Consider the following 24895-nt stretch of genomic DNA (forward strand, 5'->3'; position numbering starts at 1 on the left):
TATCAAAATTCCAACGGCAACCAAAATTATTTATCGTTTAAAAGATGAAGGCTATGTAGAAACGTCTTTATGCAAACTTGATAATCGGGTTACCCGAGTGACGTTGACCGATTCGGGGCATGAAATGGTGATTAAAATAAATGAAATTACCTCATTGCTCTTTAATGACAGTTTTTCAGGATTAAAACCTTCAGACATTAAGCGGCTGAACGAGTCTTTAAGAGCGATCAAAAAAAATTTAATCTAGACGAAGTAATGAGGCCATGTCATCAACATGACCTCGATTAAATAGGTTAGGCCAAATTTTTAAGCACAAAATGTGGAGATTTAATCAGCAAGCGAATTAATGCTTTGGCTGAACTAGAGGGATGTCTTACCCCGCGTTCCCAGCTTTCAAGCGTTCTGACTGAAATACCCAGCATCGTGGCCAGTTGGGTCTGAGAAATATTCATTTTCTTACGAACCTGAATAATTTCCTGCCCTAAAAAGTGGTTATCCATGTGCAGCAACATCGACTGTGTCTGTTGCGATCCATATTGCATAGTATTCACGTTAAGCATCCTTTCTTATTAATAGGCGAGCTGTAATAAGAGTCGAAAGGCCATTGCAATCAGCAATAACCCAAAGAATCCGCCCAGCCATAAAACCACGAACCATTGAAATTTCGATAATTTCATACTTATTCGCTCCTAGTGATACCCTTCATCACCTACGCGTACTTTGTCTCGAAAAACCCAGTACGCCATGATGGTGTAGGTGATAATGATCGGAATCAAAATCAGTGCACCAATTAAGGCAAACAATTGACTATTTGCCGGAGCAGCAGCGTCCCAAATGGTCACTGATGGTGGAATTATATACGGAAAAATACTGATTAAAAATCCGCTATAGGCCAAGAACAGCAGAGCCAGAATATATAAAAAGGGAGCCGATTCCTGTTTCTTGGCACATGCACGAAGTGCAAGCACACTACATATCACGACCAAAATAGGAACAGGGCTAAAATACAAGAGTTGAGGTAAGCTAAACCATCGCGCTGCGATTTGTGGCTGAGACAAAGGTGTATACAAACTCACACATGCAAAAATAAACAGCAATCCGAGTATGAGCTTTGGCATAATCTTAAACATATCTTCTTGTAAACGATGATCAGTTTTCATGATCAACCAGCCACACCCAAGGGCGGCGTAAAGGACAACCACGCCCACACCCGTGAAAAGAGAAAAAGGTGTCAGCCAGTCCAGACCGCCACCAGCGTAGCGACCATCCACAATATGTATGCCTTGGATGTAAGCGCCTAGCAATACGCCTTGTAAGAAGCTCGAAAGAACAGAGCCACCAATAAATGCTTTGTCCCACAAGTGTTTGGTACGATTGGCCTTGAAGCGAAACTCAAATGCTACGCCACGAAAAATCAGTGCAATTACCATCAGCAAAATAGGTAAGTAAAGCGCAGATAAAACAGCAGAATAGACAATTGGAAACGCTGCAAACAAGCCTGCACCGCCAAGCACCATCCAGGTTTCATTACCATCCCACACGGGTGCCACGGTATTCATCATCACGTCGCGTTCTTGCTGATCTTGAATAAATGGAAATAAAATTCCGATTCCCAAGTCGAACCCGTCTAGCACCACATAGATAAACACGCCAACAGCAATAATCACGACCCAGATTAAAGATAAATCAATCATGATGTTGCTCCTTTGTCTTGATCATCCAGCTCTTCATCAGCTGCACTCAGCGGTCGCATTGGGGTTTTGAACCGACCAACGCCGCCTGCTTCTTGTGGCGTGCTATGAATAAATTGTGGCCCTTTATTAATCAGTTTCAGCATGTAATAAATACCGATTCCAAAGACAACAAAGTACACCAGTACAAAAATGATCAAGGTGAGACCGACTTGTTCGGCAGAGACAGGAGAGATTGCATCTTTAGTGCGCATCACGCCATAGACGACCCAAGGCTGACGACCAACTTCGGTGGTAAACCAGCCTGCAAGCAAGGCAATAAATCCAGATGGCCCCATCACCAAAGCAAAACGCTGAAACCATTTGTTTTCATAAAGCCGGTCTGAACGTCTGAGCCATAGACCTGCCAACGCCAACAGTACCATCAACATGCCAAGCCCGACCATAATTCGAAAGCTCCAAAACACGATGGTGGAGTTTGGGCGATCTTCCGGAGCAAAGTCTTTAAGGCCTTTAACTGTTCCGTCCATCGAGTGCGTTAAAATTAAACTACCCAAATGCGGAATCGCGATCGCATATTTGGTTCGCTCTTCTTGCATATCTGGAATCCCGAACAGATACAACGGCATGGCATGGTCGTGATTGGTTTCCCAATGACCTTCCATTGCAGCGAGTTTTGCAGGTTGATGCTCTAAAGTATTGAGACCATGTGCATCACCTACAAATACTTGTAATGGTGCCAAAACCAAAATGAGCCAGAGTGCCATGGAAAATGACTTTTTGACCAATGCATCACGACGCCCCTTGAGCAAATGCCATGCTGCGGTTGCTGCCACCAAAAGTGATGACACCATAAATGCGGCAATCGCCATGTGAGCCAGTCGGTAAGGGAAGGATGGATTGAAGATAATTGCAATCCAATCTTGTGGCACGATAATGCCATTTTCAATGCTATAGCCTTGTGGTGTTTGCATCCAGCTGTTGGACGATAAAATCCAGAACATGGAAATACAGGTGCCAATCGCCACCATTAAGGTTGCGAAGAAGTGTGCATTTTTGCCCACACGGCCCCAGCCAAACAGCATAATCCCTAAAAAGCCGGCTTCAAGGAAAAATGCACTTAATACTTCATAGCTGAGTAATGGGCCTGTGACACCTCCGGCAAAGCGAGAAAACTCGCTCCAGTTGGTTCCAAACTGATAGCTCATCACAACGCCAGAGACGACACCCATACCAAAAGCGACAGCAAAAATCTTAACCCAAAACTTAAATAAGTCTTGATAAACCGGGTTTTGAGTACGCAACCAGCGCCATTCAAGCACAGCAAGAAAACTTGCTAAACCAATTGAAATTGCTGGAAATATAATGTGAAAAGATACTGTGAACGCAAATTGAATCCGCGCTAATTCTAATGCGGTTAATCCTAATGTCATGAGAGCACCTCATACAACGGATGATGTTGCTCGTGCAATTTTGCAGGCGAGTTTATATCTAACCAGTATAGGCTATTTTTTAAGCAAAACATAATGATTCGTCTCTACAACTCATTCAATTTAAAAATTAAGATAAAAAATTTAAATGGCGAGAGAGAGCGGTGGAGCGCGTCCTTGAGGAATAAGAAAGAGCTGCTGAAGTACAAAGAAAACGTGAAAAAAAGTACGTTTAAAGGCGAGATATCGAACCTGAATACGAACCAAGACTTCACTTAAATCTACATCAAGAAGAGGCACAACATGACCATAGACCACGCAATACTGACATTGATGATTCATGTCGTGATGATGATGTGATGTATCAGTTTTTATTTTCTGTTCAGCTAAATGATGCGCTGTAGCATGATGCGAATGCATGTGATTGGACATTTCAGAGTGTGCAACTGATGTGGTCGCAAAATCACCAATCTGTAGTGCTTGGGCAATAGTTTCACAGACCGGAGAAACTTGGTATTTCTCTGGTAATAGTGGCTGTAAAAACACAGCGATTTGTAAGAAGACTGCAAAAAAACCGAGCAGCCGACCATAACTCATCAACACCCAAGTGATCTCTTTTGGAAATCATTAATTCTAGAATAACAAAAAGTATCGAACTTTCAAAGTTTTAACACTCAAAATTAAATCAACAATTTGATTTTAAAATAAAAATGCAAAAAATTGAATGAATTGTAGAGATTGTGTTAATGTTGCGATGCGCTAAATCGTGTGTAGATTAGTTTATTGAGATTTTTTATTTTGGCCGCGTTTGCTGCTATGTTGATGCAAATTTCGGTTTTCTTGCAGCCCTTGCTTCCTGAAAAATATCAAGTTTCTCGGGTATGTATGACGCTTTCAATATTGAAAAGCGAACATGATACGTCTCATAAAATGATCGGTCATTCGGATCATCAAGCGCCTTTTATTACTCGTTTAATTAACAAACAACATAGTCCTGTTCATGATTCACACATGCTAGATCACAGTTGTGTGTTTTGTACAGTGCATGGTTTTCTTGTTGTACATCTTGATGCTGATATCAAAGAAGTCTTTGAGCGTGTTCGGCTTCAATTATTGCAATACCAAGCTGCCTTTAAGCATGTTTATTTTCAACTTAAACGTCTCTTTTTAAGTCCTCAGGGGCGAGCTCCTCCAGTTTTTTCGTAGTCCATTCGATAAAAGTGAACAAAGCTTTTTACAAAAGTTTTGTTGGGAATAGTTATGCTTAAAAGGAATAGCCATGGGGCAGTTCAATCAATATCCTTGTATAAAAGGACGAACAATTACATCTTTTGAAACTCAGCGTTGCTTTGGATCTTTGACATTTCAGATTCAACCAATTGTAATCGGACTTGCGCTTGGTACAGCCGGTATTCAGTACACCAAAGCTGAAGACCAATACCCAAATGCAATACTTCCCAAAATTACAACCACGGCACAAGATACACAAGAAAGTGATCCGCTTTTGTTGAATCAAGTCAACTCAACTGCAAGCCGATTAAAACTTTCGGCCAGAGAAACCCCGGCATCTGTGCAAACCATCACTCAAAAGCAATTACAAGAAAATGGTGTGCGTACCGTTAAAGAAGCTTTTGGTTCAATTACAGGCGCAACCGTTGGGAATGTACCAGGCAATCCTGCTGTTTTAACGCTGCGTGGTTTTTCTGGCAATACTAATACCGTGTTACAAGATGGCGTGCGTTTAGGTGCATCTACATTTACTACTCGTGATTTAGATGTATGGAAATATGAAAAAGTCGAAGTATTAAAAGGGCCAGCTTCGGTACTCTATGGTGAAGGTGCTCTTGGCGGTACAGTAAATTTGGTTACACGTAAGCCAACATTAGAACGCACTTCGGTTGAGGGTCTGTTGAGTTCTGGCAGTTTTAGTACAGCACGAGCAGCGTTAGATGCAAACGCTCCAATCAGTGCAGATGTGGCGATACGAGGCGGCGTTAGTTATTTGACCTCAGGGAGTCTCAACGATATAGATCGTAATCAGAGCCGTAAAATAGGACTTTATAGCGGCCTGTTGTATCAGCCTAATGATGCGCTATCGATGCTGATTGCCATCAATTATGATGATGATAAAGACAATTCAAGCTATCAAGGATCACCTGTACTTCCTACATCTGCTGCTAGGCAACCCAGCCAGATTTTAGATAATCCATACGGTGTTGTGATTGATAAGGCTACTCGCTATAAAAACTACAACCCCGAAGGTGCGCATTTAAGTGCAGGAACTACCAATATTTCGTGGCAGACGGATTATGTGCTCAATCCTGAATGGTCAATCAGTAATATTGCAACTTTTTATCATGCTGATCGTGAGTTTTTTTTGGCACCAGAGCAAACCTACACACGCTCAGGACTTTTCAATCGCACAGTACAGCGTTGGGATCACGATCATACAGTGTGGAGTAATCGGTTAAGTGCAAGTTATGATTCGTTGGTTGCGGATCGATTTCGTCAAAGATTTAGTTTGGGTACAGAATATAGTCATACTCATTTTGAAAGTGCACGACCTAGTGGAAATTTGTCTGCTGTTGATCCTTTTGATCCGGTTGTGGGATCGATGCCCGGAGCTGATTGGTCGGGTTGGACCAGCAACTTTGACTTTACGACAAGAATCAATAATTGGGCTTTATTTGCAGAGAATGCCATTAATCTTAATCCAAAGTGGTTAGTCGTTGGCGGTGTGCGTTATGAAACACTCGATGTAGATAGAGAAAGTAAAAATCAGATTACATCAACATCGCAATTCTTCTCACCTTCGTTTCGACCATTTTCGTGGCGTTTAGGTAGTGTATATGACATCAATGATCATGTGCAGGTGTATGGCCAATACAGTACCGCTGTTACACCTGTTTCGTCTTTATTGGTTATTTCTACAGCCAATGGAGAGTTCAATCTATCTAAAGGGAAGTCGGCAGAAATCGGGTTTAAAAGCAGCAGTTTTGACCAAAAGCTCGCACTGATTGGTTCGATATATCATATTGAACTCGATGATATTCTCACTCGAGATCCTAATAATGTGAATCTGACAGTTCAAGGCGGAAAGCAAAAATCTAAAGGCGCCGAAATCACAGCCTCTTACGCGATTACTCCTCAACTTCGAAGCAACTTGGGTGCATCGTGGGTGGATGCTCAATACAAAAAACTGATCGAGTCTGGTGGTGCAGATCGTTCTGGAAATCGTCCAATCAATGTGCCAGATCGAGTCATCAATGCTTCTATGCTCTATACCTTCAAAAGCCAGCCCATTACGCTAGGTGGATTTGTGAAGCATGCCAGTGGCTTTTATACCGATACAGCGAATACCTATTTCGTAAAAGGACATACGACTTATGACGCATCGTTATCTTATGCACTTAAAAATATCACTTTGACCTTATGGGGACGCAATCTGACTAACGAGTTTTATGGTGAATATTCAGGATACTCCTCAACACAGATTTATATTGGTGCACCTCGCAGTGTCGAGCTAGCAATGACATTTAAATATTGATCAATTGACAAGCTCGGGCGGCATTTGCCGTCTGTGAAGATGAGATAATTTTATATGAAAAACATAATATTGGTTTCGGTCATTTTTGCGAGTATTGGTCTGGGGTGTGCTCAGTCAAAATCGGATGTTACTTCGGCACACGAAAAGCAACAAGTGGATACCAATTTACAGAAATGGGTGGGTAAGTATCAAGGTTCACTGCCATGTGCTGCTTGTGTATCGCGATGTGAAGGATGTGAAGGTGTAAGTTATGATTTAGAATTATTTCAAGATCAGTCCTTTACCTTGTTGTATCGATCTAATCAGGATAATAGTGTCTTAGAAAGCCACCGTGGTCGTTTTGAGTTTTTAGATGATGGAAAACTTCAAATTGAGCTCCATCCTCTGAAAGCCAGAAATATTTTGGTCTATACTGATGATGGTATTGAAATTTTGGATAGCGTTACAATGCAGCCTTATATTGATCATGAAGACTTTATGCTGCAAAAGATGAGCTCCTAAATCTGGAGCTCATCTTGATGTGTTGATAAAATATTCTAGATTCATACATTCAACGATTGACTCTGAATAACCGCATCACTTTTTGTTGTGCAAATGGGTTGCACATCAAGATTGCAATCAAAATAATGGCAATCCCGATCAGTGTAAACAGGTCGGGAAGCTCTTGCCAAAAAACATAGCCCCATACACCTGCAAACACAATCGCGATATAGTTCATCGGGCCGATTTTACCAGCCGGTGCTAAGCTGTAGGCATAAGACATAAATAATTGACTAATATTAGCCAGTAGCCCAGCTGTAATAAGTAAAGCCAGTTCGTGTAGGGTGAACATTCGCCAGTGCCAAAACATCGGGATTGATGAAATCAGCGTACCAAACATACAGAAATAAAATACGATGCGTTCTGGAGATTCGGTGCTGGTCAGCGCACGGACAGTCACAAAAGCCATCGCAGATAAAAAGCAGGCCCCAAGGCCGATAAAAGAAATCAGATTAAATAAGCCCTGATCAGGTTTAGCAACAAACATGACACCCACTAAACCCAATATGGCAGCAAAAATCATAGATTTGGTGATTTGTTCTTTGAGAAATAACCACGCAATCAGTGGAATGAAAATAGGTGAAGAGTAACTAAACACCATCGCATTGGAGAGCTTTAGATTGGCAATCGCATAAAAGAAACCATACATCGCGGCCAATCCCACCACACTTCGCCACGTATGCATCCATAATTTTTGCGTTCGAATGAGTCCAAATCCATTTTTAATTAACATGGGAATAAAAATGAATAGACCCACCGCGTTTCGAAAAAATACAATCGTTGCGTTATCGACACTTTGTGATGCAAATCGAATACACACTCCCATAATCGAAAAAAGTAAGGCGGATGTCATTAGACACAGCAGGGCCTTTCCGATATTGTCAGACGACGAAGCAGGAGTGGAGAGATTTTGCATAAGATCAATGTGGCAACAAGTTTCAGTGTTTAGTTTAGCAGCGATCTAGAAAATGAGTGAAATGTATCGCAATCAAATATTGAAATAAAAAAGATGAATACACAGAATTCATCTTTTTTTATATGCCTTAGGTAACTGGTGCAGGATTAAACACGGCCAGCGAATTGTGAATTCCCCATTTATCCGACCACGTTTGCTGTTCGCCACTCGCGACTTTCAAAATCAGTTCAAACAGTTCCCATCCCACTTCTTCAATGGTTTTTTTACCAATCGCAATATCGCCCGCACTAATATCGATGAGATCATACCAGCGATTGGCAATGGTATTGCGGCTGGCCATCTTGATGACAGGCACCGCCGCCAATCCATAAGGTGTTCCGCGGCCTGTAGTAAACACTTGTACTGTAATACCCGAAGCCATTTGTTGTGTACCGCAAATAAAGTCACTCGATGGTGTAGCGGCAAAGATCAACCCTTTTTTAGTGGGTTTTTGGCCCGGTGACAACACTTCAACAATCGCAGAGCGGCCTGACTTGGCAATTGATCCCATGGCTTTTTCAACAATATTATTTAAGCCGCCTTTTTTGTTGCCGGGCGTGGTATTGGCACTTCGATCAACTTTGCCTGCGGCCAAATAATCATCGTACCACTGCATTTCACGAATTAAATCTTTCGCGACTTGTTCGTTTTCTGCGCGTGGAGTAAGTAAATGGATACCATCACGAACTTCGGTCACTTCTGAAAACATGACTATACCGCCGCAGCGGATAATCAAATCTGAAGCAAAACCAACAGCCGGATTAGAGGTCACGCCAGAAAAGGCATCGCTACCACCGCACTGCATACCGACAACTAAATGTGATGCCGAAACAACTTCACGCTGGCGTTGGTTGAGCTTTTCTAAATGAATCTTTGCAACCGCCAAAATATGATCGACCATACTTTGAAAGCCGTGATGCTGTTCATCTTGAAGCTGGATGATGTCTTCATCTTCAAGCGGAATACGTTTATTTTCTGTTGGGAGTGAAAGTAAGCGTTCGGGTTGCATTTTTTCACAGCCTAAACTCACGACCATGACTTCTCCACCAAAATTAGGATTCAATGCCAGATTATGAATCGTGCGGATTGGTACAATCGCGGCAGGTGCATCAATAGCAACACCACAGCCATACAAATGATTTAAACCAACTACGCCGTCTACATTTGGATATTCTGCCAATAGCTCACGTTCTATAATTTTCACCACATGATCGACAATTCCTTCTACGCAATTCACGCTGGTGGTAATTGCCAAAAGGTTTTTTGTACCGACTGAACCATCTTTATTTATGTAACCTTTAAAGGTATAGCCAGTCAAAGGTTCCATTTGAGGTGCCGGACGGGTGGCTAACTCAAGCTCACTTAAATCAGGGGGCGTTGGCATGCGCGTGACCGCTTCATTCACCCATGCTCCCGCGTTTAAATCGCAATTAACATAACCAATGACTTCACCATAGCGAATGATGGATGCGCCGTTTTTTAAGTCTTCAAGCAGTACTTTATGGCCTTGTGGAATATATTCGATTAAACATAGATCATATGTCTCAATCACAGTTCCTTGTGCAAGGCCGCCATCGTTGACCACAATGGCAACATTGTCCAGCGGATTAATTTTGATCAGTAATGGCTTTTGCATGCGTCTTCCTTGTTAATTTAATTAAGGCCGTATGCCAAATATATTTGGCATCGGCTAATCGAGATTACTTATATGGATGTTTTCAGTTGAAAGCGTTGAATCTTCCCAACCACAAATAAATAGCAGAACATGGCAATCACAGCGTGAACGCCAACAAAAATCAGAGCACCATTAAAAGAACCTGTCGCTGCTAAGATGTAGCCGATTGCAATCGGAATGATGATGCCAGCAGTATTTCCAAAAGTATTGAATAAGCCACCTGACAATCCAATCATCTCTTTAGGTGCAACATCCGACATGACAGCCCAGCCAAGTGCGCCAAAGCCTTTGCCAAAAAATGCCAGTGACATGAAAAATACAATCGCCGTTTGAGACTCTACAAAATTACACACCACAATACTGGTAGACAGTAACATACCGAGCACAATAGGGAACTTACGTGCAAAAGTGAGTGATTTATTCATACGGATGAGTTTGTCGGAAATAATGCCACCTAAAATTCCTCCAATAAAACCACAGAGCGCTGGCAAAACGGCCGCAAAACCTGCTTGTAAAATTGTCATGTGACGTTCTTTGACCAAATACACAGGAAACCAAGTTAAAAAGAAATAGGTGAGGCAGGTAATACAATACTGTGCAATAAAAATACCCAGTAACATCCGAGATGCCAGTAGTTTACGGATATTAGACCAGCTCATTTTATTGTTTTCATCGACCTTTTTAAGCTGATTTTCGCCCATATTGGTGATGGCACCATGATCTTGAAGATATTTAAACTCAGCAGAATTTAAACGAGGATGCTTTTCTGGGCTATAAATAACCTTTAGCCAAATAAATGCAATCACAATCCCGATTCCACCCATGATCCAGAAAACAGATTGCCAGTGAATGTGCGTAACTAACCAGCCCATAAACGGTGCAAAGATCACGGTGGCAAAGTATTGAGCAGAGTTAAAAATAGCGGCCGCAGTACCGCGTTCTTTGGTTGGAAACCAAGCAGCGACAATTTGACTATTTCCAGGAAAGGCTGGGCTTTCAGACAAACCGACCATAAACCGCAAAATAAAAAGTGATGCAATAATTAAGGGAATGGAGCCAAAAATATCGACAAAACCAAGCATGACTGTAAAGATCGACCAGAGTAAAATACTCCAGAAATATACTTTACGTGCTCCGAATTTATCGAGAAGCCATCCACCGGGGATTTGTCCGATGACATACGCCCAGCCAAATGCAGAAAATATGTAGCCCATAGTGACCGATGTAAGTCCCAATTCTTGGGACATTGGAGATGCAGCCATTGAAATGGTTGCTCTATCTCCGTAATTAAGTGCTGTGACTAAAAAAATCATGGCCAGAATGTAATAACGGGTTTTGGTGTGAGAAACCCGATTTTTACTGATCACGGCGATGTTTGTTTGCAAGTTATCCATATACAAACTCTTCTAATAATCAACCTGTTTGCTGGTCCATGAAACAGGTGACGTCATGTCATATTCGTGCATAGAATAAATCAAAAAATATTTCGATATTCTATAGTCCAGTTCTAAACTTGATAATTTAGATATAAGACATCATACGACTATTTATTTTAATTTGACAAGCTATCTAAGAAAATTATTTTTGAGTACATGAATTGACAAGTTGTCTGATGTCTTATAGCGTTAAAAAAAGAAAAAGTAACCCTAGCCAAGGAGTATCAAGATGGCGACTTCAACACCTATAGTAAAATCGGTTCGTGCAATTCCGGTAGCAGGGCATGACAGCATGTTACTTAATTTAAGTGGCGCACATGGCCCGTATTTCACGCGTAATCTATTGGTTATAGAGGATAACTCAGGAAATATCGGTGTTGGCGAAATTCCGGGTGGTGAAAAAATCTTAAATACCTTAAATGATGCGAAAGCGTTAATTGAAGGTCAGCCTATCGGTGAATACAAAAATCTGCTAAAAAAAATTCAAGAGACTTTTGCCGACCGTGATCGTGGTGGGCGTGGGAACCAGACTTTTGATTTGCGTACAACTATTCATGTGGTCACGGCTTATGAATCCGCTTTACTCGATTTACTGGGCCAGCATTTAAATGTCAATGTCGCCAGTTTGTTAGGCGATGGGCAGCAACGTACTGAAGTTGAGGTATTGGGTTATTTATTTTTTATCGGTGACCGTCAACAAACTCAATTGGATTATCTCGGCTCAACTGCAAAGACTGAATTTGATTGGTATCAGCTTCGCCATGAAAAAGCGCTCACACCAAGTGCCATTCAACGATTGGCCGAAGCTTCTTATGACCGTTATGGCTTTAAAGATTTTAAACTAAAAGGTGGTGTCTTACACGCCGAACAAGAAGCAGAAGCGGTAACCGCAATTGCGCATCGCTTTCCTGAAGCACGTGTCACGCTTGATCCAAATGGTGCGTGGTTTTTAGATGAAGCGATTGCCGTGGGTAAACATTTAAAGCATGTGCTGGCTTATGCCGAAGATCCATGCGGGGCTGAACAAGGTTACTCAAGCCGTGAAATTATGGCGGAATTCAAACGTGCTACAGGCTTGCCTACCGCAACCAATATGATTGCAACTGACTGGCGGGAAATGTCGCATAGTATTCAGCTTCAGGCAGTGGATATCCCTTTAGCCGATCCACATTTCTGGACGCTAGAAGGATCTGTTCGCGTATCGCAGTTATGCAAGATGTATAACCTTACATGGGGATCACATTCAAATAATCACTTCGATATTTCGCTGGCGATGTTTACACATGTTGCTGCAGCCGCTGTGGGCAACGTTACAGCGATTGACACACACTGGATTTGGCAAGAAGGTATTGACCATCTTACCAAGTCACCACTTGAGATTAAGAACGGCAAAATTCAGGTTTCCACAGCTCCCGGACTTGGTGTAGAACTCGATTGGGATAATATCTACAAAGCACATGAGCTTTATAAAGCCAAAGGCTTAGGCGCTCGCAATGATGCTGAAGCCATGCAATATATGATCCCGAACTGGACATTCAATAATAAAAAGCCATGTTTGGTTCGTTAATTTAGAGTTTTTGAATGATTCAAAACGGCCGCTCACACGAGCGGCCGTTTTTATTGAATTATATTTAGCAAAAAGTATAAAAAAGAATTGAAACTGAAAAAAGATATAATGTAAGATGTCTGACAACATGAGTTCAAAAGGATATGTGTTAATGGATGCTCTTGAGTTAAAAAAAATTGTTTCTGACGGTTTATTGTCTTTTCCGGTTACTGACTTTGACCAGCATGGGGAATTTAATGCGGCGTCTTATCAAAAACGTCTTGAATGGTTAGCGCCTTATGGTGCAAGTGCTCTATTTGCAGCGGGTGGTACGGGTGAATATTTTTCATTAACCGGTTCTGAATATTCGGATGTTATTAAAACGGCAGTCGATGCGTGCAAGGGCAGTGTTCCAATCATTGCAGGTGCAGGTGGTCCAACACGTCAAGCAATTGCTCAAGCGCAAGAAGCAGAGCGTTTAGGTGCTCACGGTATTTTGTTGATGCCGCACTACTTAACCGAAGCAAGCCAAGAAGGTTTGATTGAACACGTGAAACAGATCTGCCAAGCAGTCGATTTTGGTGTGATTTTTTATAACCGCAGTGTTTCTAAACTCAATGTTGATTCTCTACATCAACTGGTTGAAGCCTGTCCAAATCTGATTGGCTTTAAAGACAGTTCGGGCCAAATCGATATGATGACGGAAGTGGTACAAACCTTTGGTGATCGTTTGTCATATTTGGGTGGCTTACCTACGGCGGAAGTTTTTGCAGCGCCTTACAAGGCATTAGGTTCGCCTGTCTATTCATCGGCTGTATTTAACTTTATTCCAAAAACAGCGATGGAGTTTTACAACGCTTTACGTCGTGATGACTTTGAAACAACCCAACGTTTGATTCGTGACTTCTTTTTACCTCTGATCAAAATCCGCAACCGTAAGTCTGGTTATGCGGTAAGTATGATCAAAGCAGGGGCGAAAATTGTAGGGCATGATGCAGGGCCGGTTCGTCCGCCGCTCAGTGATATGACGCCTGCGGATTACGAAGATTTAGCTGAATTGATTGCGACACTTGGCCCGCAATAAGTTTCAAAGTTTTAAGGAAATACTATGATGAGCAAGAATATCGGTAAACAGTTTATTCAGGGTCAACGTGTTGCAGAACACGCGGCAAGCTTAGAAAGTATCAATGCTACAGATTATCAGCCGACTGGCTATGTATTTAGTCAAGCCAGTTTGAATGAGGTGGATCTTGCAGCAAAAGCCGCACATCAGGCATTTTTGACATACCAAAATACCAGTCACGAACAACGCGCAGTATTTTTAGATGAAATTGCCATTCAGATTGAAGGGCTAGGTGCTGAGCTTCAAGAAGTGGCGGCCCTAGAAACAGGCTTACCACTTGCGCGCTTGCAAGGTGAAACTGCACGAGTAACAGGGCAACTTCGACTATTTGCTGAATTACTGCGCCGTGGAGATGTATTAGGTGCTCGAATTGATACCGCGCTACCAGATCGTAAACCTTTACCGCGTGTCGATTTAAGACAATATAAAGTTGGCGTGGGGCCGGTTGCAGTTTTTGGTGCCAGTAACTTTCCGCTTGCATTTTCTACCGCAGGTGGTGATACAGTCGCAGCGCTTGCCGCAGGCTGTAGCGTGGTATTTAAGGCACATTCAGGTCATATGGCAACAGCTGAACTGGTTGCTCAGGCGATCGAAAAAGCAATCGAGATTTGCAATATGCCGCGTGGCACATTCAATATGATCTTTGGAGCACGAGTAGGTGCTAATCTGGTCGAGCATCCTCTGATTCAAGCTGCCGGTTTCACGGGCTCACTCGAAGGCGGAATGGCATTGTTTCGCTTAGCACAAAACCGCACTCAGCCTATTCCATTTTTTGCAGAAATGTCGAGCGTTAATCCTGTAGTTGTGCTACCAGATGCGCTTAACGCACGTGCAGAGAAAATTGCACAAGATACAGTTGCTTCATTTAACATGGGATGTGGCCAGTTTTGTACAAAACCAGGTTTGATTATTGGGATTAAAAGTGTTGAGTTTGATCGATTTGTGGAGGCTTTGATTGACTCAACACGTAGTGCTGCTCCACAAGTGATGCTTAATCGGGGTACCTTAAAAAGTTATCATCAGGGCATTCAAAACCTAGTTGATGCATCAGGTTTTGAACATATCGCATCTGGTTTAGCGCCAGAAATGGTTTCACAGGCTCAGGCGCATTTGTTCAAAGCAGATTCTTCTTTGCTGCTAAAAGGTCATGCATTGTTACAACATGAAGTATTTGGTCCGATGTCGGTGGTTGTTTCGGTTGAAACCAAGGCTGAGCTCCTGCAAGGACTCAATGCTCTAGGTGGTCAGCTCACTGCAACTATTATTGGTGATGATAGCGATTTGGCAGAGGCTGCAGATCTATTACAAACACTCACCGGTAAAGCTGGCCGTGTATTATTTAATGGCTACCCAACAGGTGTAGAAGTATGTGATGCCATGGTACATGGTGGTCCATTTCCGGCAACCAGTGATGCACGCGGCACCTCGGTAGGTACAGGTGCCATCGATCGCTTTTTGCGTCCGGTATGCTACCAAAATACCCCGCAGGCCTTGCTGCCTGATGCACTAAAAGATGCTAATCCATTAAACATCCATCGGTTGATTAATGGTCAATTCACAAAAAATGCAATCTAATATGAGAAGGCGGTTCAGCTCTAGCTGAACTGCTCTTTTATAACACTGTTTTTAATTTTCAAAACTGCCCATAAGCTGAATTTTTTCAATGTGCTTATGACTAACTTGTCAGTTTATAGTAATATGAATAATCGAATTTTCTAATGTTTAATGAGTTCTTCAAATATGTCTAGCGCAATCAAACCTAGATCAGCAAAAAAACTAAGCCAGATTATTGTAGAACAACTTATTGCAAAAATTCAGTCTGGAGAATTTAAAGTTGGAGAAAAAATTCCAACTGAACTCGAGCTGATCGAGACATTTGAAGTCAGTCGCTCCGTGATTCGAGAAACGATCACAGAACTTCGCTCGTTAGGATATGTCGAAACCCGTCATGGAATTGGTACATTTGTAAAAGAACAGATCGCAGAACAAAATTTTTTGTTGTCCAACGCTAGCCTGGAAACCATCAATGACATTGTGGCATTACTTGAGCTTCGAATTAGCTTAGAGTCGGAAGCGGTATTTTTGGCATCCGAACGCCGTTCAGATATTCATATTGCCAAAATGAAAGCAGCGCTTGAAGATTTTGAATCTCATATTTCGTCGACAGCAAACGATGGAACGGTCAAGGCAGATTATGACTTTCATATTGCAATTGCAGAAGCATCAAGTAATCAATATTTTGTCGATTTTTTAAAGTATCTGGGTGAAAAAATCATTCCGCGTGCTCGACTCAATTCAATTGAAAAGAGCCCGGAAAATCGTGAGGACTATCTTAAGTCTGTACATCATGACCATGTGAATATTTACAATGCAATTGTGGACCAAGATGGGTTACTTGCTCGTCAAATGATGCGTGCACATTTGTCTAAAAGTATTAAGAAATTCAAACAATAATCAAAATTAAGGTCGTGATTGAATTTGAACAATCCCGACCTCAAGGCTTAAACTAGATTTTGCTCAATACCTTGCATATTTTTATTAATATTGTCTTGAATGGTTAAAAATAACCGCTGCTGTGCTTCGTCGGTTCCCCAAGCAATATGTCCTGTAATTAATACATTGGCATGCTGCTTATGTAAATTTAATAGGGGATGATCAACTGGTGGTGGTTCTTGATCCAATACATCAGCTGCATAGCCCGCCAATTCTCCAGATTCAATCGCTGCAACAATCGCGTTGGCATCGACCAAACCACCACGTCCCACATTAATCAGTAAACTGTTGGGTTTCATCATCTTCAATACAGAAGCGTCAATTAAATGATGAGTCTGTTGGTTGAGTTCGCAGTGTAGAGACACAATATCTGCAGTTTGAATGGCTGTTTCAAAAGGAACATAGCCTTCACGACACGTTGTTGCACCTTTACGCTCACTAAACAGAACGTGCATTCCAAAAGCCTCAGCTTTTTGAGCAAGAGATAAACCAATTTCACCTTTGCCAATAATTGTGAGCGTTTTACCTTTAAGTTCGCGCATTGGGGCAGCCAAATGAAACGAACTATCTCCGATCGACCATTTGTCCTCTAATACACCTTGAAGCTGCTGGCCAAAATTTTTAATCAGATAAATCATAAAGGTAAATGCATGTTCTGCTACAGCATCGCCTGCATAGCCGCGAATATTACATACCTGAATACCATGTTGCCGCAATAAAGGCATGTTGACATGATTGAATCCGGTTGAACATAATGCCACCAGTTTTAAATTCGGATTATTTTTTAAAATAGTTTCATTAATATCTAAATCACTGATAATGAGTACATCTTGATCGAATACTTGTGTCGCAAACTGCTCCTGAGTGAGCTGCTCAAACTCGGTATAATCCACTGGAAAATCGAACTCGAATGCTTGATCAAGTAACACGTATTTTTCTGTACAAGTAATTTTTAAAGATTTCATAAGATCATAACAATTTAAAGATAAGACATCATACAACAAATTTTAGTCAAAGTAATTGTAAGAGGCAATTTCTCTATTCATCCATGCGATAACAAAGAGTAATTGATTCTTGGTGCTTATTTCTATTTATTTTAGTGAAAATAGAAGATGAGATAACTTAAGCTAGCCTAAATTTTTAACATAAATTGTGAAATTTAAATTAAATAAAAAAGATAATTAATTGGTGTAAATATTAAAAAATGTGATATATTTAACAAAATTGATTTCCATTGTGGGAACCCTGTAATGGTTTTGCATTCCCGGTTACAGGTTTTTTTATTTTGTAAAACTATGTCTAATAAAAAATGAAAGTGTATGAGATGATTTTTTCGATCAGTTGAGATGAGCAAGAACGAATACTGTATAACGTCAATAATGCTTCAACACGAACAGATTTTTTAGCTAGAGTAAAATTGATACTCGAGCAAGAATGGATTTCTTCAAAAGTTGAAAGCAGCAGTTCAGATCAAATTGCCTTCGATGAGCAAATCTATTATGAAAGTTTACAGCAGATCGAAATGATGTCTGATGATTTTATTGCTCATGGCACTGCACGTTTAACAAAAAATATTTTTATGTCGGTTTTGGTACGCGACGTCATTAAAATATAGAGAATTTGGTTATTAAATAAAAAAGATATAAATCCACTTCCTCAATATTTTAACGATACTCTGAAGTGGATTTATGATGAGGGTAATAACCTTAAGGTACTTTTTTACAAGATTCAGATGGCGATTGCAAAATTTGGCTTGCCGCAGGCACACTGTGCGTCAGCCATACATTTCCGCCAATCGTAGATCCTTTACCAATGATAATTCGGCCTAAAATCGTGGCACCTGCATAAATTACCACTTCATCTTCTACAATCGGATGACGCGCATAATCTTTTTTCAGGCCACCATCATCGGTAAGCTCAAATCGTTTTGCACCCAGTGTTACTGCCTGATAAATACGCACACGCTCACCAATAATACAGGTTTCTCCAATCACAACGCCTGTTCCATGATCGATAAAGAAACCTTTACCAATTTGGGCACCTGGATGAATATCGATACCTGTTGCAGAATGCGCCAGTTCAGAAATAATTCTAGACACCAGCGGCACATGCTTATATAGCTGATGTGAAAGACGATGATGGATAATCGCCAATAATCCCGGATAACAAATCAGTACCTCATCGACACTGTGAGCAGCCGGATCGCCCTCAAAAGCCGCGAGTACATCTTCATCAAGTAAACGGCGGATATATGGCAGCGCATTGGCAAAATCTTGGACTATGGTTTTGGCATATGTATCGATGTCTTGATCGACAGTACTTGGGTGCAGCTTTGCCTCGTAATGCAAGGCCATGCGTACTTGTATAAAAAGTTCGTTTAATACGCGGTCAAGCGTATAAGCAATATAGTAATTTTCGGTTTCTTGGCGAAGTTCTGCAGGCCCAAGTCGCATCGGAAATAAAATGCCGCATAAGTCATTAACCACGACCCGAAGAACTTCCTTAGATGGCAGTTCGCGATCTCCCATCTCTTTGGTGCGATGTTGACTTTCACGCCAGTCGTGCCGTGCTTTTTGCAAGCCGTCTACAACGGAGTGGATATTCCATGAGGCCATTTTTTTAATCCTAATGATTTGCTACATGTGTAATAGAAACTGACTAAGTTATTGTTTAAATCAATTTTTGATTTTTTTCAAATTTTTAGCTTTTAATTGTGTATTTTACTCAACAAATAAAGCAAACAATGCGTTTGATCTGGATATGACTCCTATATACTCTGCATATATTTTTACTTACGCAAAGTTACATTGAGTTTTGAGTATTCAGGATCATTTATGATAAACGCCCAGATGTTTCCCACCACATTTCTTTTTCGTTGTTTAAAAATGATCTTAGGTACAGGTATTGGTACTTTAAGTACACTCAGTTTTGCAGAAACTCAATCTAAGCAGCTCGAAACCATTGTGTTGAGTGCCAATCAGCAAGATTCTGGTTATTTGCGTCAAAATGTTAATCTGGAAGGTTTTGGTACAACGCAGTTAAAAGATATTCCAGCCTCTGTATCTGTCGTGAGTTCAGCACGCTTAGAGGATCAGCAAGCCAAAGTACTGACCGATGTGATCAAGAATGATGCTGCTTTGGGAGATGGATATGCTGCAATCGGTTACTATCCGAATTTTGTCTCGCGTGGTTTTGCGCTGGCTTTAGGTTCAAGCTATCTGCTCAATGGCTATGTGGTTCGTGGTGAACAAAACATTGCACTTGAAAATAAGGATCGAGTAGAAATTTTAAAAGGCATTTCGGCCATTCAAAGTGGCATGTCGACACCCGGTGGCGTCGTTAATTATGTTACAAAGCGTCCAGAGGATATTCGTTCAGTTACTGTGGGTGCCAACAGTGAGGGAGGAACATCTATCGGGCTAGATGTCGGTGGCTTTTTAGGCAAAGCGCAAACCTTAGGTTATCGCGTAAATCTTGCCGAAGAACAGATTCATCCTTATGTCGAGCATGCTAACGGTCAGCGTGTGTTCGGCTCACTCGCACTCGATTGGCAGATTGATGATCAATCACAGCTTCAGTTTGATATTGAATCACAACGCCAAAAACAACGTTCAGTTCCGGGATACCAATTACTCGACGGCTCAACAGTTCCGACTGATGTGGCTTGGAGCAGATTGCTGGGTTATCAAAGCTGGAGTAAGCCAGTCACCAACGTTGCGCTGAACACCAGCCTGACGTATCGCTATCAAATTAACTCAGACTGGGCTGCGAGCATCGGTGCGAGTTATAGCCATGTCAAAATTGACGATTATATTGCCTTTCCATATGGTTCCTATAAAGGTTTGAAACCGATTGAAAATACCTTTGATGCCGATGGAAACTACGATCTTTACGATTACCGTAGCCCAGACGATGTACGTATGACCACACAACTCAAATCGAGTTTAAAGGGCCAAATTGAAACGGGAAATGTACATCATTATTTGAATTTTGAATTGGCTGCTGTAGAAAAAAATCAAAAACGTTATGTTGGTATTAATACACCCGTTGGAACAGGGAATATTTATCAAGACACCACCGATTTTGAACCCGCTACATTTGATTTAGGAAATCGATATAAGCCACTCGAAAGTAAGCAGCTTTCTGTGGCATTTACAGATCGAATGGAGCTTGATCCACAATGGACAGTATTACTGGGTGGAAAATGGATCGATTTAAATGAAAAAGCGTATGACAGTGACGGTACGGAAAATCGTCATACAGACATTCAAAAATTTTTACCACAAATGGTATTAAGTTATCGACCACTTGAAAATACAACAGTTTATCTTTCTTATGCGAAAGGTTTAGCGGACGGTGGAACAGCACCATGGTATACAAGCAATGCCAATCAGGTCTTGGCACCTGTTCAGTCGCGACAATATGAGCTGGGCTTCAAACAGCAGTACAACAACGCTTTGCTCAGCTTGGCACTTTTTGATTTAAAGCAGAATAATCAGTTTGTTGCACCTACTGATGACGGCAATCTCATATTTATCGAAAAAGGTGATCAGCGCTCTCAAGGAATCGAGTTCGGATTGACGGGCAAGCTTTCATCACAAATTGAACTGAGCTCAAGTTTGGCATTGATGAAGTCTCGTTGGGAAGGAAGTGAAGTTGATGCTTACGAAGGGCATCAAATTCAAAATGTACCCAAACTGCGTTTTGCAACGCATGTGTCTTATGATGTCGCGCAAATAGACGGTCTACGACTCTTGGCGGGTATGCAATATAGCGCCAGTAAATATGCCAATAAGTCTGGAACTGTAAAAGTTGGCGGTTATAGTGTGTTTGATCTTGGTGCAGCTTATGCCTTTAAAGTCAGTGGTTATGACTCTACACTCAGACTGACCGTTGATAATCTGTTCAATAAGCAATACTGGCGTGATGTAGGTGGATTTATGGGCGATGACTATTTATTTTTAGGTGCACCACGAACGGCTCAAGTTTCACTTAATGTGAAATTTTAAATCAAGAGCACATCTTCATCATTTCGGTGCTTTTTTTATTCGGCATGTGTCATTTTGGGGTGGGTTTTTAAAAACAGGGTTGAGTTCAGTTGGAAGTGAACTCAACCTTTTTCTATTCTTGATCAGTCAAATGAAGAAAATGGAAGATTTATACGTAAAATGACGTAGAGACAAATTTTGACAACACATTATAATCTAAAATTTGTATTTTATTTTTTTATTTTCCTATTATTAAATCAATAAAAAGATAATTTATTTTAAACCTAATTATTATTATTTAAGATTATGATTTTAATTAAAATTATTTAAATTAAAGATTTAATTTTTAAAATATAAAGCTGAAAAATTATTTTTGGCATGCTCTTTGAATGATATTTCATCGCAAAAAATTATTTTAATTTAATGATGATCAAATTGGAGAAGAAGTCATGTTACAGCAAAGAATGATGTCCATTTCATTGTGTATCGCAGCGGTAATGGGGGGATTATCACTCACAGGATGCTCAAAATCATCAGATAAAACGGCAGCCACCGAAACGTCGGCCACGTCTGCACCAGCCAGCAAAAGTTCAGACACCATTAAAGTCGGTATTTTACATTCCTTATCTGGCACTATGGCCATTTCAGAAACTTCGCTTAAAGACACGGCCTTGATGACCATCAATGAGATCAATGCGAAAGGTGGCGTATTAGGTAAAAAGCTTGAGCCAGTTGTGGTTGATCCTGCGTCAGACTGGCCGCTTTTTGCAGAAAAAGCACGTCAGTTGATTACTCAAGACAAGGTAGCGGTCATTTTTGGATGCTGGACATCGGTTTCGCGCAAATCTGTTTTACCTGTAGTGGAGGAACTCAACGGTTTATTATTTTATCCTGTTCAATATGAAGGTCAGGAACAGTCTAAAAATATATTCTACACGGGCGCTGCACCGAACCAGCAAGCGATTCCTGCGGTGGAGTATTTGATGAGAGAAGAGGGTGGCAAGGCGCAGCGCTTTGTGTTGCTGGGTACAGATTATGTGTACCCACGTACGACCAATAAAATTCTTCGCGCTTTTTTGAAATCGAAAGGCGTTGCAGATGCCGACATTATGGAAGAGTACACGCCGTTTGGTCATAACAACTATCAAACCATTGTGGGAAATATCAAAAAATTTGCTGCGGGTAAAAAGACCGCGGTGATTTCAACCATCAATGGTGACTCCAATGTGCCTTTTTATCGTGAGTTGGGCAACCAAGGCATCAAAGCATCCGATATTCCAGTGATGGCTTTTTCTGTGGGTGAAGAAGAGTTACGCGGTATCGATACCAAACCGCTGGTGGGTCACTTAGCGGCTTGGAATTACTTCATGTCGGTTAAGAATCCAAAAAACACCGACTTTATCAATAAATTTAAACAGTATGCAGTGGAGTATAAACTGCCGAATGCCTCAAAAGTGGTCACCAATGACCCAATGGAAGCCACCTATGTGGGGATTAATATGTGGAAACAGGCAGTCGAAAAAGCAGGCTCAACCGATGTGGATAAAGTCCGTACAGCCATGGCGGGCCAGACGTTTGCAGCACCGTCTGGATATACCCTAAAAATGGATGAAACCAATCATCATTTACAAAAGCCAGTCATGATTGGTCAGATTCGTGCTGATGGCCAGTTTGATGTGGTCTATAAAACACCAACCACGATTCGTGCGGAGCCATGGAGCCCGTACATTCCAAAATAACAAATCAACGAGGGCCTGTACGCATTGATACAGGCCAACCTCAGTCAAGCTTAAAAAATATTCACATAGCAAGGGTTTACTATGTTTAACCATATTCGGCGCTGGGCAATGATGATGCTTTTCATACAGCTTTGTTGTGTGTCTGTGTGGGCAACTGAAAATAGCAGTCAGCCACAGACATCACTCTCCCACACGGCGGCTGTAGCGCACGATGATGCGATACAAACTTTTGTTCGGTCGGATTTTACAGCCCGTCGGACGATGCTTAATCAGTGGCCTGCCAGTCTAGAATCACTGGACAAACTTGTTGGTTATATCGACGACAATCAACTTTATACCGATAGTTCAGGTAATACCTATCTACTTAAAGATGAACAAACGCTCTTGAGCTATCCCGATGAAAAAGTCATCACCACATGGCCTTCAGATTTATCTCAAGTCACACTGGTGAATACTTTAAGAAAAGCACTGACGTTTGGGCAGGCCAAAGCCAAGCTTAATTCTGAAGATGCCACTCAACGCTTACAGGCAGTAGATATACTAGAAAACAATATTGCAGAGCTAGACAGTGGTTTTATCAAACAATTATATTTAAAAGAAAACAACAAAAAGGTGAAAGCGCGACTTGCACAGCTTAAGGCACGTCTAGATTACAACAGCTCAGATGTATTCACTAAAATAGCAGCCATTAAAACCCTCTCAGTCTCCAACCGACCAGATGTTCTGGCTTTGATCGAACATGAGTTGAGCCTTGCTCAAATTCATCCTGAACTCACAGCGGCATTACAAGATGCCAGAAACCAAATCAAAACACGTTTACAGATCAGTGAATGGTCTGGTCATCTTTTTTCAGGTATAAGCACGGCCAGCATTTTATTGCTTGCGGCGCTAGGTCTGGCCATTACTTATGGCTTACTTGGTGTGATCAATATGGCACATGGTGAGCTGATTATGATCGGTGCCTATACCACCTACGTGATCCAGAGTTTGTTTAAAGCGCATTTGGCTGCTTGGGTCGATTGGTACTTAATCGCTGCAATACCGGCAGCATTTTTGATCAGTGCATTAATTGGCATGCTGATTGAACGAACTATTATTCGGCCCTTATACGGAAGACAGCTTGAAACTTTACTGGCTACATTTGGGGTAAGTCTAATTTTGATGCAACTGGTACGCATGGTATTTGGAGCACAAAATGTCGAAGTTTCCAATATTGCATGGTTAAGTGGCGGGATAGCACTCACGCCGAGTTTGATGTTGCCGTATAACCGAATGGCCATCATTGCTTTTACCGTTGCGATTTTATTGATTCTGCTTGTACTACTCAACAAAACCCGTTTTGGATTGTTTGTACGCGCAGTGACTCAAAATCGTCAAATGGCTCGTGCAGTCGGCATACGTTCTGCACGCATTGATATGCTTGCATTTGGCTTAGGCTCTGGGCTTGCAGGTTTGGCAGGCTGTGCACTGGCGCAGGTTGGAAATGTGGGGCCAGATTTAGGACAAAATTACATTATCGATGCATTTTTGGTGGTGGTAGTGGGCGGTGTGGGGCAGGTTTGGGGCGCCGTACTGGCTGCGCTTGGATTAGGGGTAAGTGGCACGGTACTTGAAATTGGACTCGGTGCTGTACTTGCAAAAATTATTCTTTTGGTGCTTGTGATTTTGTTTATTCAAAAACGTCCACAAGGGTTATTTGCCATCAAAGGCCGGTTTGTGGAGTAAGACGCAC

The 24895-nt window shown here is 41.5% G+C and carries 21 protein-coding genes; 12 read left to right on the forward strand and 9 right to left on the reverse strand.

The features are described 5' to 3' along the window. The coding region (locus ADA42_RS08220) for a MarR family winged helix-turn-helix transcriptional regulator (protein ID WP_048764611.1) at positions 1–247 on the forward strand (247 nt) is incomplete at its 5' end. 46 nt (positions 248–293) lie between these two features. Here the strand turns inward: ADA42_RS08220 and ADA42_RS08225 are convergent. The 4 genes from ADA42_RS08225 to ADA42_RS08240 all read right to left on the reverse strand — a co-directional run bounded on the left by ADA42_RS08225 (position 294) and on the right by ADA42_RS08240 (position 3718). Beyond that, positions 294–512, reverse strand: coding sequence for a helix-turn-helix domain-containing protein (locus ADA42_RS08225; RefSeq protein WP_119690511.1), 219 nt, complete (start codon positions 510–512; stop codon positions 294–296). Between the two features lie 177 nt (positions 513–689). Further along, positions 690–1694 carry a cytochrome d ubiquinol oxidase subunit II gene (gene cydB, locus ADA42_RS08230; protein ID WP_004947437.1) on the reverse strand — a complete coding sequence of 335 codons (1005 nt, stop codon included), beginning with the start codon at positions 1692–1694 and terminating at the stop codon, positions 690–692. After that, positions 1691–3124, reverse strand: coding sequence for a cytochrome ubiquinol oxidase subunit I (locus tag ADA42_RS08235; RefSeq protein WP_048764614.1), 1434 nt, complete (start codon positions 3122–3124; stop codon positions 1691–1693). Before ADA42_RS08235 ends, cydB begins: the two co-directional genes overlap by 4 nt. Before the next feature lie 141 nt (positions 3125–3265). After that, entirely contained in the window at positions 3266–3718 is a 453-nt protein-coding gene (locus ADA42_RS08240) for a DUF2946 domain-containing protein (protein ID WP_048764615.1), read from the reverse strand. 201 nt (positions 3719–3919) lie between these two features. On the opposite strand from ADA42_RS08240, the gene ADA42_RS08245 reads away from it, so the two are divergent. The 3 genes from ADA42_RS08245 to ADA42_RS08255 all read left to right on the forward strand — a co-directional run bounded on the left by ADA42_RS08245 (position 3920) and on the right by ADA42_RS08255 (position 7169). Next, entirely contained in the window at positions 3920–4327 is a 408-nt protein-coding gene (locus ADA42_RS08245; protein ID WP_228127979.1) for a DUF2946 domain-containing protein, read from the forward strand. A 151-nt stretch (positions 4328–4478) separates the two neighbouring features. Beyond that, positions 4479–6668, forward strand: a complete 2190-nt coding sequence (locus ADA42_RS08250; protein WP_228137605.1) for a TonB-dependent receptor — start codon at positions 4479–4481, stop codon at positions 6666–6668. Between the two features lie 54 nt (positions 6669–6722). Further along, positions 6723–7169: a copper resistance protein NlpE N-terminal domain-containing protein gene (locus tag ADA42_RS08255; RefSeq protein WP_048764617.1), complete on the forward strand. Its 447-nt coding sequence runs from the start codon at positions 6723–6725 to the stop codon at positions 7167–7169. Between the two features lie 49 nt (positions 7170–7218). Here ADA42_RS08255 and ADA42_RS08260 read toward each other — a convergent pair whose 3' ends face one another. From ADA42_RS08260 to ADA42_RS08270, 3 genes are all read right to left on the reverse strand, one after another. Continuing rightward, positions 7219–8124, reverse strand: coding sequence for a DMT family transporter (locus ADA42_RS08260; RefSeq protein WP_048764619.1), 906 nt, complete (start codon positions 8122–8124; stop codon positions 7219–7221). Positions 8125–8251: 127 nt separating this feature from the next. Beyond that, on the reverse strand, positions 8252–9799 hold the full coding sequence (gene garD / locus ADA42_RS08265) for a galactarate dehydratase (RefSeq protein ID WP_048764621.1): 1548 nt from the start codon (positions 9797–9799) through the stop codon (positions 8252–8254). Between the two features lie 68 nt (positions 9800–9867). Then, positions 9868–11232 (reverse strand): MFS transporter, encoded by a 1365-nt coding sequence (locus tag ADA42_RS08270; protein WP_004937647.1) that lies wholly within the window; start codon positions 11230–11232, stop codon positions 9868–9870. A 271-nt stretch (positions 11233–11503) separates the two neighbouring features. On the opposite strand from ADA42_RS08270, the gene gudD reads away from it, so the two are divergent. The 4 genes from gudD (at position 11504) to ADA42_RS08290 (ending at position 16397) form a co-directional block, all read left to right on the forward strand. Next, positions 11504–12841, forward strand: a complete 1338-nt coding sequence (gene gudD, locus ADA42_RS08275; protein ID WP_048764624.1) for a glucarate dehydratase — start codon at positions 11504–11506, stop codon at positions 12839–12841. 151 nt (positions 12842–12992) lie between these two features. Then, positions 12993–13904, forward strand: a complete 912-nt coding sequence (gene kdgD, locus ADA42_RS08280; RefSeq protein WP_004937641.1) for a 5-dehydro-4-deoxyglucarate dehydratase — start codon at positions 12993–12995, stop codon at positions 13902–13904. A 27-nt stretch (positions 13905–13931) separates the two neighbouring features. Beyond that, positions 13932–15518 (forward strand): aldehyde dehydrogenase (NADP(+)), encoded by a 1587-nt coding sequence (locus ADA42_RS08285; RefSeq protein ID WP_048764641.1) that lies wholly within the window; start codon positions 13932–13934, stop codon positions 15516–15518. A 165-nt stretch (positions 15519–15683) separates the two neighbouring features. Next, positions 15684–16397 carry a FadR/GntR family transcriptional regulator gene (locus ADA42_RS08290; RefSeq protein ID WP_025094619.1) on the forward strand — a complete coding sequence of 238 codons (714 nt, stop codon included), beginning with the start codon at positions 15684–15686 and terminating at the stop codon, positions 16395–16397. A gap of 47 nt (positions 16398–16444) precedes the next feature. Here ADA42_RS08290 and ADA42_RS08295 read toward each other — a convergent pair whose 3' ends face one another. Beyond that, positions 16445–17401: an NAD(P)-dependent oxidoreductase gene (locus tag ADA42_RS08295; protein ID WP_004947409.1), complete on the reverse strand. Its 957-nt coding sequence runs from the start codon at positions 17399–17401 to the stop codon at positions 16445–16447. A gap of 452 nt (positions 17402–17853) precedes the next feature. Between ADA42_RS08295 and ADA42_RS18745 the strand changes: the two genes are divergently transcribed. Continuing rightward, positions 17854–18051: a hypothetical protein gene (locus tag ADA42_RS18745; protein ID WP_228137615.1), complete on the forward strand. Its 198-nt coding sequence runs from the start codon at positions 17854–17856 to the stop codon at positions 18049–18051. A 91-nt stretch (positions 18052–18142) separates the two neighbouring features. Here the strand turns inward: ADA42_RS18745 and epsC are convergent, their stop codons facing one another. Next, a complete protein-coding gene (gene epsC / locus ADA42_RS08305) occupies positions 18143–19051 on the reverse strand; it encodes a serine O-acetyltransferase EpsC (RefSeq protein WP_048764627.1) in 909 nt (302 codons plus the stop codon). Positions 19052–19270: 219 nt separating this feature from the next. Here epsC and ADA42_RS08310 point away from each other — a divergent pair, with 219 nt between their 5' ends. The 3 genes from ADA42_RS08310 (at position 19271) to urtB (ending at position 24888) form a co-directional block, all read left to right on the forward strand. Beyond that, positions 19271–21445 (forward strand): TonB-dependent siderophore receptor, encoded by a 2175-nt coding sequence (locus tag ADA42_RS08310; RefSeq protein ID WP_048764629.1) that lies wholly within the window; start codon positions 19271–19273, stop codon positions 21443–21445. Positions 21446–21873: 428 nt separating this feature from the next. After that, on the forward strand, positions 21874–23163 hold the full coding sequence (gene urtA / locus ADA42_RS08315) for an urea ABC transporter substrate-binding protein (protein WP_048764631.1): 1290 nt from the start codon (positions 21874–21876) through the stop codon (positions 23161–23163). 81 nt (positions 23164–23244) lie between these two features. After that, positions 23245–24888: an urea ABC transporter permease subunit UrtB gene (gene urtB / locus ADA42_RS08320; protein ID WP_048764633.1), complete on the forward strand. Its 1644-nt coding sequence runs from the start codon at positions 23245–23247 to the stop codon at positions 24886–24888. The last annotated feature ends 7 nt before the right edge of the window (positions 24889–24895 follow it).

Source organism: Acinetobacter sp. 243_ASPC, assembly GCF_001054715.1.
Classification (GTDB): Bacteria; Pseudomonadota; Gammaproteobacteria; order Pseudomonadales; family Moraxellaceae; genus Acinetobacter; species Acinetobacter soli.

Bases quoted from the DNA above. Each gene is read 5' to 3' on its own strand.
- urtB (WP_048764633.1), top strand. From the start codon at position 23,245: ATGTTTAACCATATTCGGCGCTGGGCAATGATGATGCTTTTCATACAG.
- ADA42_RS08235 (WP_048764614.1), bottom strand. From the start codon at position 3,124: ATGACATTAGGATTAACCGCATTAGAATTAGCGCGGATTCAATTTGCG.
- ADA42_RS08310 (WP_048764629.1), top strand. From the start codon at position 19,271: ATGATAAACGCCCAGATGTTTCCCACCACATTTCTTTTTCGTTGTTTA.
- cydB (WP_004947437.1), bottom strand. From the start codon at position 1,694: ATGATTGATTTATCTTTAATCTGGGTCGTGATTATTGCTGTTGGCGTG.
- ADA42_RS08285 (WP_048764641.1), top strand. From the start codon at position 13,932: ATGAGCAAGAATATCGGTAAACAGTTTATTCAGGGTCAACGTGTTGCA.
- ADA42_RS08270 (WP_004937647.1), bottom strand. From the start codon at position 11,232: ATGGATAACTTGCAAACAAACATCGCCGTGATCAGTAAAAATCGGGTT.
- ADA42_RS08240 (WP_048764615.1), bottom strand. From the start codon at position 3,718: ATGAGTTATGGTCGGCTGCTCGGTTTTTTTGCAGTCTTCTTACAAATC.
- ADA42_RS08255 (WP_048764617.1), top strand. From the start codon at position 6,723: ATGAAAAACATAATATTGGTTTCGGTCATTTTTGCGAGTATTGGTCTG.
- epsC (WP_048764627.1), bottom strand. From the start codon at position 19,051: ATGGCCTCATGGAATATCCACTCCGTTGTAGACGGCTTGCAAAAAGCA.
- ADA42_RS08225 (WP_119690511.1), bottom strand. From the start codon at position 512: ATGTTGCTGCACATGGATAACCACTTTTTAGGGCAGGAAATTATTCAG.
- urtA (WP_048764631.1), top strand. From the start codon at position 21,874: ATGTTACAGCAAAGAATGATGTCCATTTCATTGTGTATCGCAGCGGTA.
- gudD (WP_048764624.1), top strand. From the start codon at position 11,504: ATGGCGACTTCAACACCTATAGTAAAATCGGTTCGTGCAATTCCGGTA.
- garD (WP_048764621.1), bottom strand. From the start codon at position 9,799: ATGCAAAAGCCATTACTGATCAAAATTAATCCGCTGGACAATGTTGCC.
- ADA42_RS08290 (WP_025094619.1), top strand. From the start codon at position 15,684: ATGTCTAGCGCAATCAAACCTAGATCAGCAAAAAAACTAAGCCAGATT.
- kdgD (WP_004937641.1), top strand. From the start codon at position 12,993: ATGGATGCTCTTGAGTTAAAAAAAATTGTTTCTGACGGTTTATTGTCT.
- ADA42_RS08295 (WP_004947409.1), bottom strand. From the start codon at position 17,401: ATGAAATCTTTAAAAATTACTTGTACAGAAAAATACGTGTTACTTGAT.
- ADA42_RS08260 (WP_048764619.1), bottom strand. From the start codon at position 8,124: ATGCAAAATCTCTCCACTCCTGCTTCGTCGTCTGACAATATCGGAAAG.